Source organism: Sanguibacter biliveldensis, assembly GCF_033798665.1.
GTDB classification, from domain to species: domain Bacteria; phylum Actinomycetota; class Actinomycetes; order Actinomycetales; family Cellulomonadaceae; genus Sanguibacter; species Sanguibacter inulinus.
Genome location: NZ_CP138359.1, coordinates 2778425 through 2795656 on the forward strand (window position 1 = coordinate 2778425; position 17232 = coordinate 2795656).

12 protein-coding genes and 4 tRNA genes are annotated in these 17232 nt (G+C 71.7%); 6 read left to right on the forward strand and 10 right to left on the reverse strand.

Translation table 11 applies throughout. The annotated features are described in order from the left end of the window. Window positions 1–117: 117 nt before the first annotated feature. The 6 genes from SANBI_RS12155 to SANBI_RS12180 form a co-directional block, all read right to left on the reverse strand. Window positions 118–1707: a GTP-binding protein gene (locus tag SANBI_RS12155; protein WP_319155365.1), complete on the reverse strand. Its 1590-nt coding sequence runs from the start codon at window positions 1705–1707 to the stop codon at window positions 118–120. Window position 1708: 1 nt separating this feature from the next. Continuing rightward, window positions 1709–3364, reverse strand: a complete 1656-nt coding sequence (locus SANBI_RS12160; RefSeq protein ID WP_319155368.1) for a GTPase domain-containing protein — start codon at window positions 3362–3364, stop codon at window positions 1709–1711. A 64-nt stretch (window positions 3365–3428) separates the two neighbouring features. Continuing rightward, window positions 3429–4346, reverse strand: a complete 918-nt coding sequence (locus SANBI_RS12165) for a tyrosine-protein phosphatase (protein ID WP_319155370.1) — start codon at window positions 4344–4346, stop codon at window positions 3429–3431. A gap of 231 nt (window positions 4347–4577) precedes the next feature. Next, a complete protein-coding gene (locus tag SANBI_RS12170) occupies window positions 4578–9119 on the reverse strand; it encodes a DUF7927 domain-containing protein (RefSeq protein ID WP_319155374.1) in 4542 nt (1513 codons plus the stop codon). 498 nt (window positions 9120–9617) lie between these two features. Continuing rightward, entirely contained in the window at window positions 9618–10076 is a 459-nt protein-coding gene (locus tag SANBI_RS12175) for an ATP-binding protein (RefSeq protein ID WP_319155378.1), read from the reverse strand. A 385-nt stretch (window positions 10077–10461) separates the two neighbouring features. Beyond that, window positions 10462–10537, reverse strand: a tRNA-Arg gene (locus tag SANBI_RS12180). A gap of 143 nt (window positions 10538–10680) precedes the next feature. On the opposite strand from SANBI_RS12180, the gene rnhA reads away from it, so the two are divergent. Beyond that, window positions 10681–11169 carry a ribonuclease HI gene (gene rnhA / locus SANBI_RS12185; RefSeq protein WP_319155381.1) on the forward strand — a complete coding sequence of 163 codons (489 nt, stop codon included), beginning with the start codon at window positions 10681–10683 and terminating at the stop codon, window positions 11167–11169. 36 nt (window positions 11170–11205) lie between these two features. Beyond that, complete coding sequence (gene map, locus SANBI_RS12190; protein WP_056129693.1) at window positions 11206–11973, forward strand: type I methionyl aminopeptidase; 768 nt, start codon at window positions 11206–11208, stop codon at window positions 11971–11973. Window positions 11974–12115: 142 nt separating this feature from the next. Here the strand turns inward: map and SANBI_RS12195 are convergent, their stop codons facing one another. After that, on the reverse strand, window positions 12116–12934 hold the full coding sequence (locus SANBI_RS12195) for a phosphatase PAP2 family protein (RefSeq protein ID WP_319155383.1): 819 nt from the start codon (window positions 12932–12934) through the stop codon (window positions 12116–12118). 444 nt (window positions 12935–13378) lie between these two features. On the opposite strand from SANBI_RS12195, the gene orn reads away from it, so the two are divergent. Both orn and SANBI_RS12205 read left to right on the forward strand, forming a co-directional pair. Next, entirely contained in the window at window positions 13379–14047 is a 669-nt protein-coding gene (orn, locus tag SANBI_RS12200; RefSeq protein WP_156382676.1) for an oligoribonuclease, read from the forward strand. Window positions 14048–14341: 294 nt separating this feature from the next. Next, a tRNA-His gene (locus tag SANBI_RS12205) sits at window positions 14342–14417 on the forward strand. Between the two features lie 139 nt (window positions 14418–14556). Here SANBI_RS12205 and SANBI_RS12210 read toward each other — a convergent pair. The 3 genes from SANBI_RS12210 to SANBI_RS12220 form a co-directional block, all read right to left on the reverse strand. Then, window positions 14557–15468 (reverse strand): ATP-grasp domain-containing protein, encoded by a 912-nt coding sequence (locus SANBI_RS12210; RefSeq protein ID WP_319155386.1) that lies wholly within the window; start codon window positions 15466–15468, stop codon window positions 14557–14559. Between the two features lie 183 nt (window positions 15469–15651). After that, a tRNA-Lys gene (locus SANBI_RS12215) sits at window positions 15652–15727 on the reverse strand. Window positions 15728–15851: 124 nt separating this feature from the next. Next, window positions 15852–16199, reverse strand: coding sequence for a hypothetical protein (locus tag SANBI_RS12220; protein WP_319155389.1), 348 nt, complete (start codon window positions 16197–16199; stop codon window positions 15852–15854). Window positions 16200–16570: 371 nt separating this feature from the next. On the opposite strand from SANBI_RS12220, the gene bcp reads away from it, so the two are divergent. Next, window positions 16571–17047, forward strand: a complete 477-nt coding sequence (gene bcp, locus SANBI_RS12225) for a thioredoxin-dependent thiol peroxidase (RefSeq protein ID WP_319155391.1) — start codon at window positions 16571–16573, stop codon at window positions 17045–17047. 103 nt (window positions 17048–17150) lie between these two features. Then, window positions 17151–17232: transfer RNA gene (locus SANBI_RS12230), tRNA-Leu, on the forward strand.

Sequence of the window (17232 nt, forward strand, 5' to 3'; positions counted from 1 at the left end):
CCACTGGGGACGAGCCAAGACCTCAGAGCAGGCACCGACGAGGGCACCGGTCCTCGAGCGTCCAGGCCCGTGGAGCACCGCTCCACGACGGCCTGACGAGAAGATCTCGACGAGGACCTAGCGCTGCGCAGGGCCCGTCCCGGCGGACGCAGCCGACCCGCTGTCCCGGACCGAGAGCGCCGACTCGCGCACTGTGCGGTGCTCGTCGAGCACTGTCTGCGCCGGTCGTGCGAGCGTGGTCTCGACAGTCGACCGCAACGCGTCGAGTGCTGCGGTCTTGACCTTCTCCGCGCGCTCGTCGGCCGCAGCCGCGCGAGTCCGTGACCCGACGACCAGCAGGACGACAGCCACGAGGACTGCGGCGCCTGCCGCAGCCCCTGCCACCGCACCGAAGGCAGCCTCCACGTCGACGACCCCCGCGACCACGAGGATCGCGGCGACCGCGAGCACCACGGCTGCGCCGAGGACCCACCACGCGGCCTTGCGCAGGCTCTTCGCCCTCGCGGACGGCGAGGCGTCGACAGGGACGGCCTCGAGGGCCCCGAGCAGCGCCGCGGAGATCGCGTCCTGCTCCGGGACGGCCTCGTCGAGAGACTGGGCCCAGGCAGGCTTCATGCCGTCGGCCACCTTGCTGACCCACCGGCTGCGGATCACCCGGACAGCAGACTCCTGCGGGCTGCGGAACTCCGGCGCCCGGGCCGCGGTCCGGCCCGAGCGGACGCTCGCGCGGACGTCGTCGACGACAGCCTGCACGCCGACCGCGACGGCGACGCGGTCGACCTCGCCCGGCACCAGCGGAGCGACCTGCTCGAGGACGGACGCGGGGACCTCCTCGGCGATCCGGCGGCCTTCTCGGTCGAGCTCGTCGGCGAGACGGCGCGCCGCGACGCTGCGGCGGCTGACAGCCTCGCGCAAGGTCTCCCGGAGCTCGTCGATCCCCTCACCGGTGCGCGCAGACACCGCACGCACGTCGACCCCGACCAGACCGTCTTCGCGGAGAAGACGCGAGACGTCGGCGACGAGGGCGTCACGGCCAGCAGCCGCGACGGTGTCGATCTGGTTGAGCACCACGATCATCGACGCCTCGGCGCCGACGAAGGACTGCAGGTACCCGGCGTGCAGCGCCTCGTCGGCGTACTTCTGCGGGTCGACGACCCAGATGAGCAGGTCGACGAGAGGCAGGATCCTGTCGACGATCTCCCGGTGCGCGGAGGCGATCGAGTCGTGGTCCGGCAGGTCGAGGAGGATCAGCCCCGCGAGGGACTCCTCTTCCGCCCCGTCGAGCTCGGTGCCGCGGCTGATGCGGCGCTCGGTGTCCACCTCGAGCCAGTCGAGCAGCGGGGTCGCGTCGTCGCTCCAGGCGCAGGCCGTCACCCGGGCCGTCGTGGGGCGGCGCACCCCGACATCGGCGAAGGAGAGCCTGGAGATCGCGTTGAAGGTGCTCGACTTTCCCGAGCCTGTGCCCCCGGCGAGCGCGACGATCGTGTGGTCGACGCCGAGGGCGAGCCGCTCGTCGGCCCCGGCGAGGACTGAGCGTGCATGGGCGGCGACCTGCGGGTCGAGCCTGTCTCCGGCGACCTCGAGGGCGTGCCGCAGGTTGGCGACGTGCTCGGAGTAGCGCGCTCCGTCCGTCGACGCGGTCTCGGCCGTGCGGCGGGCGGGGCGGGTGTCGGACGGGGTCACGGTGCGCTCCTGTGGAGTGGTCATGTCAGGTCAGCTGGGCGAGCTCTGCGAGGCGGACCCGCAGGCCGATCGCCGCGTCGTCGGCCAGCGCGGGGTGGTCGAGCGCGGTCTGGACGGGGACACCCTGCGCTAGCACCGCGGCCTCGGCGGCGTCTGCGAGCCTGCTCGTCACCTCAGGGCTGAGGTCACGTCCGGCGTTGCCGAGCAGGCGTCCCAGCAGGTCCTCGGCGGCGGCCAGCCCGACCGCCGAGGCGAGCAGCAGGGCGGTGAGGCCGTCTCGCCCGAAGGCGCGGACCGCCGCGGCGTTCTGCTTGCCCTCGGACTCGTCGATCCGCTCGATGTCGGCGCGTGCTGCGGCGACCCAGGCGTCGACGGCCTCGAGCGCGGACGCGTCGTCCTGGGCCTCCGTGACCTCGGGGACCAGACCTGCACCACCCGGGAGCGGCTCGAGCGCCTCGCGCAGGGCGGCGCGGGCGTCAGCCGTGGCGACCGTGAGGATCGCCGTGGCAGCCTCACGGACCGTCTCGGTGAGGGCTTCGAGGTGCTCGTCGCGCGAACGGCCGCGGCGGGCCGAGCCACGGGCGAGGCCCGAGCGCGAGATCGCCTTGTCGAGCCTGGCGGGAGCCGTGAGCTGCGACCACCGGGTCTCGACAGCGCCGAGCGAGAGGCGACCGGACTCGACGACGAGGCGGGTCGCCTGCGCGACGGGCGGCAGGGCGGCGTCGGCGGCCCGGCGCAGCCGGACGGCGGCGGCGTGCTGGGCCTCGACGTGGCCGCTGAGCTCGTCGACCCACGGCGGGAGCGCCGCGAGCGAGCCGCGCAGCGTGCGCAGGATGACAGAGCGGGCCCTGTCGGCGCCGCCTAGCGTGCGCAGCCAGCGTTCGATCGGGGCGACCGACGACGCGTCGAGCAGTCCTTCGTGGGGACCGGCGTCAGGGACCACGAACAGCGGTGCGCTCTCCATCCGGTGCTCTCGCAGCCTGTTGAGGAGGTCGCCACGGACTGTGGTGAGCGAGGCCTTGGGCGCGCGGTTGAGCACCATCGCGACTGTCGCACCGCGCTCGACGGCGCCTTCGAGGGTCCGCCAGGGCAGGGCGTCACCGTAGCGGGCCGCCGTGGTGACGAAGAGCCAGAGGTCAGCGCCCTCGAGGAGCCGGCTGGCCGTCTCGCGGTTCTCGTCGAGGACGGAGTCGAGGTCCGGTGCGTCGAGCAGGGCGATACCCCGCGGGACGTTCACGTTGGCGACGGACCGCACGGCGCCCACGAGCGGGGTGCCCTCGATGACCTCGGCGTCCTGCGGGTTGTAGACGACGACGGGCTCGCGGGTGGTCGGGCGGATCACCGACGCCTCGGAGACCTCTTCGTGGAGCAAGGAGTTGAGCAGGGTCGACTTGCCGGCCCCTGTCGAGCCGGCGATGACCACGACGGCCGGGCTGGAGAGCTCTTTGAGCCGTGGGAGCAGGTGGTCGTCGAGCTGGTCGACGAGACGCGAGCGTTGACCCGCCGCCACGTCTGATCCCTCGATCGACAGCGGGAGCTCGACCGCGGCGACGTCACGGCGCAGGTCTGTCACCACGTCGAAGACCGTGACGTGCGGCTCGGTGACGTCGGCGCTCGACCCAGACGGCTGCGACGACGGACCTGCCGACCCCTGGGACTGACGACCGCTGCTGATGCTCACCCGACGATTCTCGCCCGCAACGGTGGTCAGGCCAAACGCGCGCGCCGGGTGAGGCCTGCGGATCTCACCCGGTCTGGCCGGCATGCTGGACGAGGCGTGCCCGTACAGCGTCCAGGACGTCCGGGGTGACGCCTGCCGCCTCGGCGTACGCCTCGAGGGAGCCGTAGGTGTCCTCGACGGCGTCGAGGGCGGTCCGGAGGTACGAGGGGCGGACTGTCGTGAACGCTGACCAGAACTCCGGGGGCACCCCGGGGACGTCCGGGAGCGTGGCCGCGAGCGTCGGGGCGGACGACGCCGACCTCAGGTACTCCTCGAGCACGTCGTCCCGCGAGACCCCGCAGAGCAGCTGGACGACGGCGACGACCCAGCCCGTGCGGTCCTTGCCGGCCGAGCAGTGCACCAGGACGGCTCCGGGCTCCGAGGCGAGGGCCTCGAAGGCTCCCGCGACAGCCTCGAGCGCGGCAGGATCTTCGGCGAAGCCTGCGTAGAGGCGGTGCATGAGGTTCTCCCCTGCCGCAGCGGGGTCGTCGCTGCTCGCGAGGCGCGCGAGCATCTCCCGCGGGTCGGCCGGGGCGCCCTGGGCCCCGGCGCCCTCGGGCTCGGCGTGCGAGCGGCCGAGGTCGCCGAAGGGCAGCCGGACCTGGCGTGTCCCGGCGGGCAGGACGTCGGCCCCGTCGCGCTCGACCTCGTGGTCGCCTCGCAGGTCCAGGACCGCAGAGACACCGAGGCGCTCGAGCGTCGCGACACCCTCGGGAGCGAGAGTGCTGAGCGAGGCCGAGCGGAGCAGCACCCCGGCGCGCAGCACCGGCCCTGGTCCTGCATCACCCGCAGAGCTGCTGGCGCTGCTCCCCCCAGGTTCGCAAGGTGCGGGAGGACGACCGACGTCACGGGCGTTCCACGTCCCTGCGAGGTCGAGGACCGGGTGGTCGTGCGTCACGGTTCCTGCGGTCGGGGTCGCGCTCGCCTGTGCTGCCTGGTCCATGCGTCTGCCTCTCGTCGGCCGGTCGGTCCTCCTGAGACCACCCTGGCACGCTCCGAGCGCTCGCGAGCGGTGAGTGCCGCTCGCGAGCCGTGAGGGCCGACGACCACGGGGCTGGACCTCGACGTCCGGGCGCGCACCGGTGGCGGGGCCCCGGGTGCTCGTGGGGCCCCGCCACGGTGGTCAGGCTGCGTCCGCAGCCCGACCCTCACCGCTCCGGCACGCCGCCTGCCGCTACAGCCTTCCGTCCCGCGTCAGCCCGTCACGCCTGCGGCGGCTCCCGACGAGCATCGCCCCCAGGGCGAGCAGACCGGTACCCAGCAGGGCCGCCGCGCCGATCTCGGCCCCGGTACGAGGCAGGTACGACGGAGAGGAGACGACACCTCGACCACCGCGGGGCACCGCGCCGGACGCCGGGGCCACCGTGGGCGGGTCGACGACCGGTGGGTTGGCGTCGCAGTCCGGGGTCGCCGGCGGGTAGAGGAGGGCGGACCCTGTCGACGGGTTCACCCGGACCTCCACGACGGTCTCGCCGCGCAGCTCGTAGAACGGGGCTGCAGGGTCGAGGAACCATGTGCCGTCTGCCCTCTGCGTCCAGCCGGGCCAGGCGACGGGATCACCGTCGGCGTCGACAGCGGCACCGGGCCACAGCTGTTCACCCGTGATGGTGTCGCCCTGGACCCAGCCGTCGGGCAGCGTGACCCGGTCGACCTGCGAGGCGCCGTCGGCGAGGAGCGCTGCGGTGTCGGCGGCAGCGATCGTCACGTCCCGGGCCTCGTAGGCCGCTGCGGTCCACCAGAGCAGGGCGACGACAGGGTCTCCCACGACGTTCGACGGCGTGACCTCGTACGAGACGTACGGGGTGTCGTCCACGCAGACCGCGAGCGCCGTGACGGCCACGGACTTCACGGGGACCGTGTCGGTCGCGCAGTTGTCTGCGAGGTCGGCGTCGAGCCCTGCCGAGGAGACGCAGGCTGTGTTGACGATGTCGTCGTGGGCGCCGCCCGGGACGGCCCGCGGGACGTCGCCGACCAGGACCGCGTAGGTGAAGGTCGCGACCTCCCCGGCGGCGAGGTCGCCGTCGGAGGTGGCTGTGAGCAGCCCGTCGACGATCTGCGCCGTCCAGCCCGCGGGGGCGACCAGAGTGCCCTCGACGTAGTCGACCGAGTCCGGCAGCGGGTCGGTGACGACCACGTCGGCGGCGGGGTCGACGCCGACGTTCGTGACCTCGACCGTGTAGTCGAGGCGCTGGCCCGAGCCGGAGTCGACGGCGTCGTCGACGACCGCGGCGTGGGTCTTGGCGACCGACAGGTCGACCTCCCCCGTCGGGTGGTCTGTCTCGCAGCCGTTCTCGACGAGGGCCTGGACGGCTCCCGCCAGGAAGGTCGCGGCGGCGAGCTCACGTCCCACGGGCGGCAGCTCGGCCGGGCAGCGCCCACCGGGAGTACCGGCGGTCACCACGTTGTGGAGCGTCCCCGCGGTCTCGACCTCGGAGACCACGACCGCGTACTGCACGGTCGCCTCTGCGGCTCCGACGACGAGGTCGGGGAGCTGCCAGGTGAGCAGCCCGGTCTCGGCGTCGAGGGCGAGGCTCGGGTCGAGGGGCTCGACGAGCGTCGCGTCGTCGAGCACGTCGGTGAGGTCGTCGACCGCTGTGGCTCCGAGGACGTCGACCTGCCCGTCGTTGACGGCGTGCAGGGTGTAGGTGACGGTCTGGCCCTCGGTGACGACGGTGCCGTCGGCGGGGTCGCTCGTCTTGGACAGCAGCCACGAGGGCGGCGGGGGGACGTCGTCGTTGACGAAGACGCAGGTCACCGAGTCGAGCGCGGCCAGGCTGACCGAGGTCGCGGGGACGAAGGTGGCCCCGGGGCCTGTGCTGCACTCGAGGGAGGCGAGCGCGTACCCCTCGGGTCCGGACTCGGTGAGGTCGTAGACGGTCCCGGGTCGGACCTGGACCGTCACGCCTTCGGTCGAGCCGGTGACGCTCTCAGCCACGACGTCCTCCGGGACGTCGCCCGTGGGGGTCGCTGTGAGCGTCCAGTCGGCGGGCTCGGCGGTCCCGGTGTCGTCGTTGACGACCTCCTTGACCAGGGTGAGCGTCGCCGACTGGTTCACCGAGGTGCACCGGACCCGGAACCCGAGCGGGACGGTGACACCGCCGTTGATCCCGTCGTTGAAGCCTGGGACCACTGTGCCGTCTGCGGTCACCTGCTCGCACTGCCACGACCCTGTCGAGGGTGGGACGAGCACGGCGCCGGGCCGGATCGTCTGCACGTAGCGTCCGTCTCCGGACTCCACGAGCGGGTAGCGCACGCCCGGGGTGACCAGGGCTGTCGCGCCGGGGGTTCCCGTCGCACCGGACGGGCCGGGGAGGGACCCGTCCGGTGCGACGGCGTCTAGGGCCCAGTCGGTGGGCTGGGCCGGTCCGCCGGCCACCTGCTTGACGAGCGTGAGCTCGGCCTCGCAGGTGACGGTGTTGGTGACCGTGAGGCGGTTGCCGTCTCCGGCCTCGAGGGTGATCGTCGACGGGACGGGGAGGTCGACCGTCTGGCCGTCCCGCTCGGTGATCCGCGAGCCGGTGACCTCGCAGAGGTCGCGACCGGTGATCGCGGTGGTCTCGGCGACCTCGACCTGCGCCCCCTCGACGAAGCCGTCGCGCGGGGAGGACCAGGGCTGCGGGGTCTGGGCGACCGTGAGCTGGGCGGCGAGGCCGATCGGCTGGTTGCCCTCGGTGTAGGTGGTCCCGTTGACCACCCACTCCTTGTCGACGGTCAGGCTCGCCTGCGGCTGCGGTGCCCTGTTGTAGACGGTGCAGGTGATCGCGGCCGTCGCCGGTGCGTCGACGCTGAAGCCGAGTGCGTCGTCGGGGTGGTTGGTGACCTCGACAGGGTCGCCCGTGGCGATGTCCGTGCACACGGCCCGCTTCGAGGCCTGGGTGACGAGGGTGAAGCCGTCCTTCTGCTGCTCGGTCACGGAGACAGTCGCGGTCGACGACCCACCCGCGTACTGGAGCGGGAAGTTCACGGCGCCCGTCCCGGAGACCGTGGTGCCCGACTGCTCGGACGGTGTGACGCCGGGGCTCGAGGTGCTCGCCTCGAAGGTCCAGCCGCCCGAGGGGGTGGCCCCGGTGACGGTCTCGCCCGTGGTGGAGGACGGGACGACCTGCTTGACGACGCTCACCGACCCGTTGCACGTGCCGAGCGCGAGGTCGCGCAGGGCCTCGCCCGCCTCGGCGTAGTCGTCGGTCTGGTAGTAGTCCGACCCGGCGGCAGGACCGGAGATCGCGCGCAGGTTGTCGGGGGCGCCGCCGAGCCCGTCGCCGACACCGACGGCGATGACCCGGGTGCCCTCGGCCTTGACGGCGTTGGCGGAGAAGATGCCGTTCTCGACCTCGCGGAAGCGGGTGAGGTCACCCGGGCCCTCGTGGGCTGCGTAGACCGTGGGGTTCCCGTCGGTGAGGACCACCGCGACGTCGAAGGCCGTCGACGAGGCCGCCACCTGGTAGAGGCCACGGTCCCAGTTGGTGTCAAAACCTGCGGTGTAGCTCGCGATGCGGTTCTTGACGGTCTGCGCACCGGCCGGGGTCGAGACCGGGGTCAGCCCGAGGTTCGCGCCTGTCGCCGCCGGGGCGTTGTCGGCGAAGGTGAAGAGGGCGACCGAGCTCGGCGTCCCCGTGAGCGAGTCGACGAAGGTCGAGGCTGCGCCGCGCATCTCGGTGATGTACCGGCCGACGGACCCGGAGAGGTCGACGACCAGCGCGACACGCAGCCCGCACTGGGCCGGGAGGCCCGGGTCGGCGAGCGAGCTCTGCCAGATGCCGCCCGAGGCCGTGAACCCGCGTCCCGAGCTCACCATGAAGTCGGTGGTCGAGGTGTAGGTGGTGCCGCCGCGGAGCTGGAGGCCTGTGCGGAACTGGTAGGTCTGCGACGTCGTGTCGCCGCCGACAGCCAGTGTCGCGTTCGCGAAGTAGCCGCTCGGTGCGGCGCCGGCCTGCTTGACCCAGAACCTGGCGTCGCGGTTCACGCCGCCGTCACCGGTCTCGGGGACGACAAAGCTGCAGTCGCCGGTCGCGTCAGAGACGCAGGTCGCCCACGGCTCGAGCCTCGGGGTCGTCGCCCCAGCGGTCCCACCGTCGAAGAGCTGGAGCGTCACGCCGGCGAGCGGGGACACCTGGGTCAGGGTCGTGCGGATGCCGCCGACCTTGACGGTCACGACCGACTGGGTGGTCGCGGGGTCGGGCACCACGGCAGGGACGACCTCGTCGTCGGCCGCTGCCGCGGCGTCTGTGACGCCGGGCTGCGGGGCAGCCGAGCGGGACTGTGGCGCAGGAGCCGGGGACGTCGGTGTCGCGGGCTCGTCGGTCGCCGGGTCGGGGACCGTCGGCTCAGGCGTGGTAGGTCCGGGGGCTGCCGGTCCGACAGGCACCGGGTCGACCGGTGCGGGCTCGACAGCCGGCGGTGCGGGGTCGACGGGGTCTGGAGGTGCGGGTTCCTCCACGACCGGCGGCACAGGCTCCGGCTCGACGACAGGAGCCGGGTCAGGCACCGTCGTCTGCGCGGGGTCGACCGATGCGAGGTCGTCAGGGCTCGGAGCGCTCGCGGCGGTGCGAGCGGTCTCGACGAGCTCTTCGGACGCCGCCGCAGGTGCCGGGGGGAGAGCAGCGCCGCTCACCACACCCCCGAGCACGAGCGACGGGACCACGACGACGGCGAAGCGTGCTCTGCCGGCGAGGGACCGTAGTCCTCCCCCGGCCAGACTTCCTGCTCTTCTCTTCATGATCGACCTTCCAGCGACAGTGACTCCGAGACGTCTTGCCTGTCGCCGACGCTAGGCCCGGGAGACCGTCGACCAGCGGGGAGATCGCTCAACCACCCCGCCCCTCACCCGGATTGCACCCGCTCGGTCCGGCCCGTGACCTGGCGCTCGCCCGTCGACCACCCCGGTCGTCACCCGCTGCAGGCCGCTGGCCTCACCCCGCTCGCCGGACGAACCACCCGCGTCCCGATCAAGACTCACCCCAGGACCACCCGTGGCTCACCCCGGTCGGGGTCACGCGAAGGTCTGGGGTCACCCGGACGTCCGCGGAGCGTCACAGAGCGTGCGGGAGGCCGCGTCGAGTCGGCGACCGTCCCTGCCACGCAGGCCGCGGTCGTGGGCGTCTTGCGGTCTTGCGGTCTTGCGGTCTTGCGGTCTCAGACGAGGGCGAGGGCGAGGGCGAGGGCGAGGGCGACGAGAGGGTGAGAGCGACTGCCTCTCGGAGCGGATTCCGGCCCGTCAGGAGTCCACGTCGGAGCCGCCGTCGGGCCGCTCGTCGAGCGGGAACGACGCCCAGATGTGCTTGGTCTCGTCCCCTGCGTACCAGCCGACCCGGGCCGCGAGCATGTCGGTGAGGACCAGCCCGAAGCCCCCCTCCCCAGCACCTCGCCCGCGAGCGATGGCCGGGATGCTGACAGGGTCGTGGTCCATCACGTCGAGGACGTAGACGCCGTCGCTCAGCAGCCTGACGACCGTCGGCGGACGACCGTGCTTGATCGCGTTCGTCGCGAGCTCGCTGCAGACCAGGACCATGCCCTCCGTCAGCTCGCCGTGCGCGGCCGCGTGCTCAGGGTGGGACTCGAGGAGCGCCTCCGACAGCTCTCGCCGGAGCCTGCCGAGCTCTGAGACCGAGTCGAGCGTCCAGGTCTGGACGGTCTCCAGGTGCTGCGGCAGCGGGGCGAGCGGGATCGACGGCATGCACTCTCCAGGGTCTGACGAACCCTGCGCGTCGCGTGGAGCCCCCGGACAGGACCTCGGGGCGGCGCGCAGGCGTGGACGTGGGCCGAGGGCGGAACCCGCTCGAGGGCCCGAGCGGGTCGGCTGGCGGTGTCTCGTCGGCACGAGGCGTGGCACCGCGCACGAAGACCTCGGCTCTCGCCGAGATCGCCTCGCGCTCGCCCCGCCGTCGTCGGCGGGGTCTGCGCGTCCGTCCTCGTGAGCTAGGCGACCTCCGCGGTCGGTCACCTGGAGACATCGTCCGACGAGATCGTCACCCGCGCACGCCGGGTACCTGTGCACAGCCGGGGAGTCGAGCTCACGCACGGCTGGCGACGGACGGCCGAACCTGACCCACCCGACGACCTGGTGCCCCCGACAGGACTCGAACCTGCGACCTAGAGATTAGAAGGCTCTTGCTCTATCCACTGAGCTACGGAGGCACGTCGATCCTATGCGAGACCTGCGGCGTCGAGCACGTGGCGAGCGCGCGCGGTCGCTGCACGACGCCGACAGGTCCGCTCAGGACAGGTGGACGGCCCCGGCCGGGGCCTCGACCACACCCCCGCCCTGAGAGGATGTGTGCATGACGCAGCTCTCCCCCGCACCGACCGACCCGCCCGCCGAGCAGGACGACACCGTCGAGATCTGGACCGACGGCGCGTGCAAGGGCAACCCGGGCGTCGGCGGCTGGGGCGCGTGGCTCAAGGCCGGCGGGCACGAGCGCGAGCTCTTCGGCGGCGAGGCCGTCACCACCAACAACCGGATGGAGCTGACGGCCGTCATCGAGGCGCTCCGTGCTCTCAAGAGGCCGTGCGTGGTCAACCTGCACGTCGACTCGACCTACGTGATGAACGGCATGTCGAAGTGGATCGCAGGCTGGAAGCGCAACGGCTGGCGCACCGGTGACAAGAAGCCCGTCAAGAACGTCGACCTCTGGCAGGCCCTAGACGAGCAGGTCGCACGGCACACCATCACGTGGACGTGGGTCAAGGGGCACTCGGGCGACGTCGGCAACGAGAAGGCCGACGAGCTCGCGAACCGCGGCGTCGACGAGGTCCGCGCCCGCGGCTGACGCCCTCGCACCACCCCCGGGCAGTAGGCTCGGGACGTGATCGAGATGAAGACCCCCGCCCAGATCGTCAAGATGCGTGAGGCCGGCCGCGTGGTCGCCCGCGCACTCCAGGCCATGCAGGACGCCGCAGCGGTCGGCGTGACGCTCAAGGAGATCGACAGCGTCGCCGCGCGCGTCCTCGCCGACGCCGGCGCGACCTCGCCCTTCCTCGACTACCACCCCGACTGGGCCCCCGTCCCCTTCCCCGGGGTCATCTGCGCATCCGTCAACGACGCGATCGTGCACGGCATCCCGACGGACTACGCCCTCCAAGACGGCGACCTCGTGAGCATCGACTTCGGGGCCGTCCTGGACGGCTGGTGCGGCGACTCAGCCCGCAGCTTCATCGTCGGGACGCCACGCGCCGAGGACCAGCGTCTCGTCGACGTCACCAAGGCCGCGCTCGACGCCGGCATCGCCGCAGCACAGGTGGGCAGCACGATCGGTGACATCGGTCACGCCGTGTCCAGGGTCGCCCGCAAGGCACGCTTCGGAAACCTCGAGGACCACGGCGGGCACGGCATCGGCACCGAGATGCACATGGACCCCTTCGTCCCCAACGAGGGTCGTCGCGGCAAGGGGCTCAAGCTGACGCCCGGGCTCGTCATCGCGATCGAGCCGATGTTCATCGCCGACGGTCACGGGGACTACGTGCAGGACGACGACGGCTGGACGCTGCGCTCGCCGCGCGGCGCACGCGCCGCCCACTGGGAGCACACCATCGCGATCACCGACGACGGGCCGATGATCCTCACTGCTCTCTGAGGAGAGAGACACGCCCCGAGTCTTCGAACCCTGAGGTGCTGCGCTGTCAGCCCTCAGGCGCTGTCGCTCCTCGGCCCGCCGAGGGACGTCCGGGAGCCTCGTCGCGCTGTCAGCGCTCTGCACCTCTCGACCCCTCCGACCGTCAGCGGTCGGAGGGGTCGTCTGCTGTCCTGGGGTTCTGCGGCACCTGCCTGGCGGGAGGGGTGGGGCTCGCCGCGGTGGGACCAGCGGCTCCGGGACCGAGCCTGGCGTCCTCCTCACGCGCCGCGAGCGTGATCTCCTCGCCGTGGGTCGCGCCGACCGACGCACCGCGCCAGCGGTCGATCCCGACGACCACCCCGAGGGTGACGACCGCCAGGCACACCCCCGCGAGCACGTCGGTGATGAAGTGGTAGCCGAGGTACAGCCGGCTCGCCGCGACCACCAGCACCACCACGACGCTCACGACGGTCCACTCGACGAAGGCGCTCCGGGTGCGCGCCTCGCGCCACAGCAGGTACCCGCCGACGAGGACGAGGGTCGCCGCGCCGGTCGTGTGGCCGGACGGGAAGGAGAAGGAGGACTCCACGCCCGGCACGGTCTGGAGCTCTCCCGCGGGCCGAGGACGAGCCACGAGCGCCTTGACCACGGTCGAGACGATCGTCGAGAGGACCATCGCGCCGACGAGCATCACCGGGTCGCGCCAGCGGTGCGTCCGCCAGCCCCAGATCGCGCAGCCGACGGCGACGACCACCGGCAGGACGTAGGGGCCGAAGACCGTGGTGATCGTCGTGAACACCGTGGTGAGCCAGCCTGTCCTGTGGTCCGCCAGCCACTCGAGCGCGGGCTGGTCGAGGCCTGCCAGGTCGTCACGCTCGAGGACGGCGTCGAGCAGGACCGCGAAGCCCGACGCGCCGAGGATCACGAGCAGCAGCCCGGGCAGGAGCGCTGGGACGCGACGGGCGGTCTCTCGTGAGGGCATCAGCCGACACTACCCTCGCCCCGACGGCTCGGCAGCGGGAGGTGTGCGGGCGGTACGCGAGGTGTCTGCGGGAGGTCTGCAGCGGAAATAAGGGTGCGCGGCAGAGCAGCCAGGTGGTTGGCTCGTGCCACACCGCGGTGACGTCATGGGACCTCAGGAGTCGACACCTGAGCCCGCACACCTGACAGTCACGGAGCACCACACCATGCACCCCCTCAACCCTCACGGCGACCTCGCGCTCTTCGAGCTCGAACGCCACCGGCTCGTGCAAGAGATCGCACGAGCCCGCCGAGCCCCGCACACCCGGTCTCTCGCAGCCCGGTTCTGGGCTCGGATCGCACACCTCCTCCACCGCGACGCGTGAGCGCCGCCACCGAGCCCCGTCGCCGGGGTCAGCACCCTCCCGGCGACGGGGCTCTCTCGTGCACGCCGTAGGCTGAGCCCGTGGCACGAACACAGAGCAAGAACGACCGCATCGTCTGGATCGACTGCGAGATGACAGGCCTGGACCTGGGCGCCGACGCCCTCGTCGAGGTCGCCGCAGTGGTCACCGACTCCGAGCTGAACGTCCTGGGTGACGGGATCGACGTCATCGTCCGGCCGCCCGACGAGGCGCTCGAGCAGATGAACGACTTCGTGCGCGACATGCACACGAGCTCCGGGCTCATCGACGAGCTCGCGGGCGGCACCACCCTGGCCGACGCCGAGGCGCAGGTGCTGGACTATCTGCGCGGCTTCGTCCCGGAGCCCGGCAAGGCTCCCCTGGCCGGCAACTCGGTCGGGACCGACAAGATGTTCCTCGACCGCGACATGCAGGACCTCGTCGCCCACCTGCACTACAGGATCATCGACGTCTCCTCGATCAAAGAGCTCGCCCGACGCTGGTACCCGCGCGTGTACTTCGCCTCGCCCACCAAGAACGGCGGGCACCGCGCCCTCGCGGACATCCTGGAGAGCATCGACGAGCTGCGCTACTACAGGTCGGCACTCTTCGTCCCCCAGCCCGGCCCGGACACGGCCACCGCCCGTGCGCTCGCCACGAGCATCGCCCAGGACTCCGTCTCGGGCACTCTCTCCGTCCCCGAGGCCTTCGGCACCGCCGGAGGCCGCTGACCTGCGGGTGGCCCGTCGCCCGGATGCCGCCGACCTGCCGCCGACCTGCACCGAGAGGCCCTGAAAGGTCCCGACGGGCTGGCGGGAGTTTGACCTGCGTCACATGCCCCCAGGCAGAACCGCAAGATCTCGCGGTTCCGGATGCCCTGTCCGGGGGTGCAGCAGCCCTGCTCGTCGTCCGGGCCGACACCGTGTCGCCGAGCACCTGAAACACCAGGTAGGATTCTCAACGGTTCGGTACGCCGGACCACGTGATCTCGTTCGGCCCGGAGACGGACCGGATGCAGTCGCATGGTGGGTATAGCTCAGCTGGCAGAGCACCTGGTTGTGGTCCAGGGGGTCGCGGGTTCAAGTCCCGTTACTCACCCCATGCAGAAGGCCCCTCGCGGAAGCGGGGGGCCTTCGTCGTCTCCAGGAGAGCGCCCTACGCTCCCCGGAGACGACGAACGCGCCGGCACCCCTTGAGAGGGCTGCCGGCGCGTCCTGCGTCCGCGGAGGAGGCTCCTGCGTCAGGACCTCGTCGCGCGCGCCGCGATCGCGTCGGCGAAGCGCTCGAGGGCTCCGGGCGACTTCGCGAGGAACAGCGACGGCTCGGTGAACTCGAGCTCGAGCAGGACCGGCTCGCCGTCGTCTCCGGGCAGCATGTCGATGCGGGCGTAGAGCATGTCTGCCGCAGCGTCCCCGAGCACCTCACGGGCGGCCTCGAGGGCACGGTGGGCGAGCGCGAGCTGAGGCTCGGTGGCCTCCGTCGCACGCATGATCTCTTCCTGGTACAGCCCCTGGGTCGGGCGGTGACCCCGCGAGAGCATCGCGTTCTTGCGGACGGCGTGCGAGAACTCCCCGCCCACGAAGATCAGACCGGTCTCCCCCGCGACGTCGACCTGGTTCTGGTACGGCTGGACCATGACGTGACGACCCGAGCGGAGCAGCTCGCGGGCGTGCAGGATCGCCTGGCCGCGTGCCTCGGCGGTGTTCTCCTGGTAGCGCGCGGTGTCGCGGGCTCCAGCGCTGACGGTCGGCTTGATGACGTAGTCACCGTGCGCGGGCAGGCGGGTGTGGATCGCCTGGGAGGTCAGGTGACGGTCGGGGTCGAGCCACAGCGTGCGGACGATCGGGATGCCCATCTCGCCCATGGTCTTGAGGTAGTACTTGTCGGTGTTCCAGGCGAGCACCTCGGCGTCGTTAGCCAGGCGCGGGACCTTGCGAGCCCACTCGATGAACTCGTCCTGGCGCTGGGAGTAGTCCCAGGTGGAGCGGACCACGACGAGGTCGAAGGAGTCCCAGTCGACCTCGGCATCGTCCCAGACCGCGGCGACGGCGTCGATGCCGCGCTCCGCGAGCGCACCCAGCAGCGGGGTGTCGTCAGGGTCAAGGTCAGGGAGGACGGAACAGGTCGCGAGAGCTACACGGGTTGTCGGCACCAGCCCAGGATAGCGAGCGCGGCGCACGAGGGCGCAGGGGCGCGTGCAGAAGAGTCGCGACTCACAGCGAGAGCCCGGACCTGAGGTCGGGCCTCTCGTCTCCGGCGACGACCCGTCACTCCTCCTCGGGGCGACCTCCGAGAACGACGAAGGCCCGGGATCGTGATGATCCCGGGCCTTCTGTGGTGCGCCATCCTGGACTCGAACCAGGAACCCGCTGATTAAGAGTCAGCTGCTCTGCCAATTGAGCTAATGGCGCGCGGTGAAAACTTTAGCAGCCTCTGACGCCGGAGCGCCAATCGGATCTGCTTGATGTCTGCGCAGTGAAAAACCAAGGACCAGAGCCCTTGGTTGATGTTCACCGCTCGACTTCGGTGATAACTCTACCCCACGTCAGAAGGTGCTCTGTCCACCTCGTCGTCGACCACCGGGGCGGCCGGGTTCACGAGGTCGATGAGCAGGGCCATGGGGATCCGCTCGTCGACGAGACGCGCGAGGAGGCTGCTGACGTCCGGGAGGCCGGGGAGCCCTGAGAGGTCGAGCTCGGGCGACGCAGGGTCGTCGACGTCGAGGTCTGCCGCGGGGCGCTCGCGCAGGTCGGGAGAGACCGCCGAGGCGACGACGGGCGCGACAGCCTCGGTCTCGCGCTGGCTGGCACCCGGGACACGACGCGGGAGCGCTGCACCCTGGCCGGAGTCCACCTCGGTCGATCGAGAACGGCTCGTCAGCATCACAGCCACCTTCCCCACGTGGAGTTCCCCATCAGCCCACTCAACACCAGGAGTGAGCCGGACCACAATGGAGAGATGTGCCCATGTGGTGAGGGGGCCGCACAGGTGCGGCCCCCTCCATCATCCACGCCCTTCCTGGATCTCGCCTGGACGACTCGCGTGCACCCGACGTGCCGCGCAGCACACCTCCTCGCCTCACGGTCGAGGTCGGTCGCGACGCGTAGTCTGAGCCGCGGGCGGCGCGGCACGGTGCGCTCTCGCACGGGCAGTGCGAGCAGCGACCTGGGTGCACGAGCCGCCCAGCACCTCCTGCACACCAGCTCTCACCAGCCTTCACCACAGCACCGTCTCCCACAGACACGAGGAGCCCCATGACGACCCGCCTCTCCCCCACGGACCTCGCCCCCGAGTTCTCGCTGCCCGTCGCGGGCGGCGGCACGATCTCGTCGGCCGACCTCGCCGGCAAGCGGGCGATCGTCTACTTCTACCCCGCTGCGAGCACCCCGGGATGCACCACCCAGGCCTGCGACTTCCGCGACTCTCTCGCCTCGCTCCAGGGTGCCGGGTTCACAGTCGTCGGGATCTCCCCCGACCCTGTCGCCAAGCTGGAGAGCTTCGTGACGTCGGAGCACCTGACCTTCCCGCTGGCCTCCGACGAGGACAAGTCTGTCGCGACGGCCTTCGGCGCCTACGGCGAGAAGAAGCTCTACGGCAAGGTCGTCACCGGCATCATCCGGTCGACCTTCGTCATCGACGCCGAGGGGCGCATCGAGCTGGCGCAGTACAACGTGCGCGCGACCGGCCACGTCGCCAAGCTGCGCCGCGACCTCGGCATCGACGCGGCCTGACCTCCGTCCGGCGTGGCTGGTCTGCCGACCAGCCACGCCGTCGGCCGAGCACGACGGTCTGCGGCACGGTCACCGACCAGCAGCCGCGTAGACTGCACGGCGAGCGCGAGTGGCGTAATTGGCAGCCGCGCCAGGTTTAGGTCCTGGTGTCTTCGGACGTAGGGGTTCGAGTCCCCTCTCGCGCA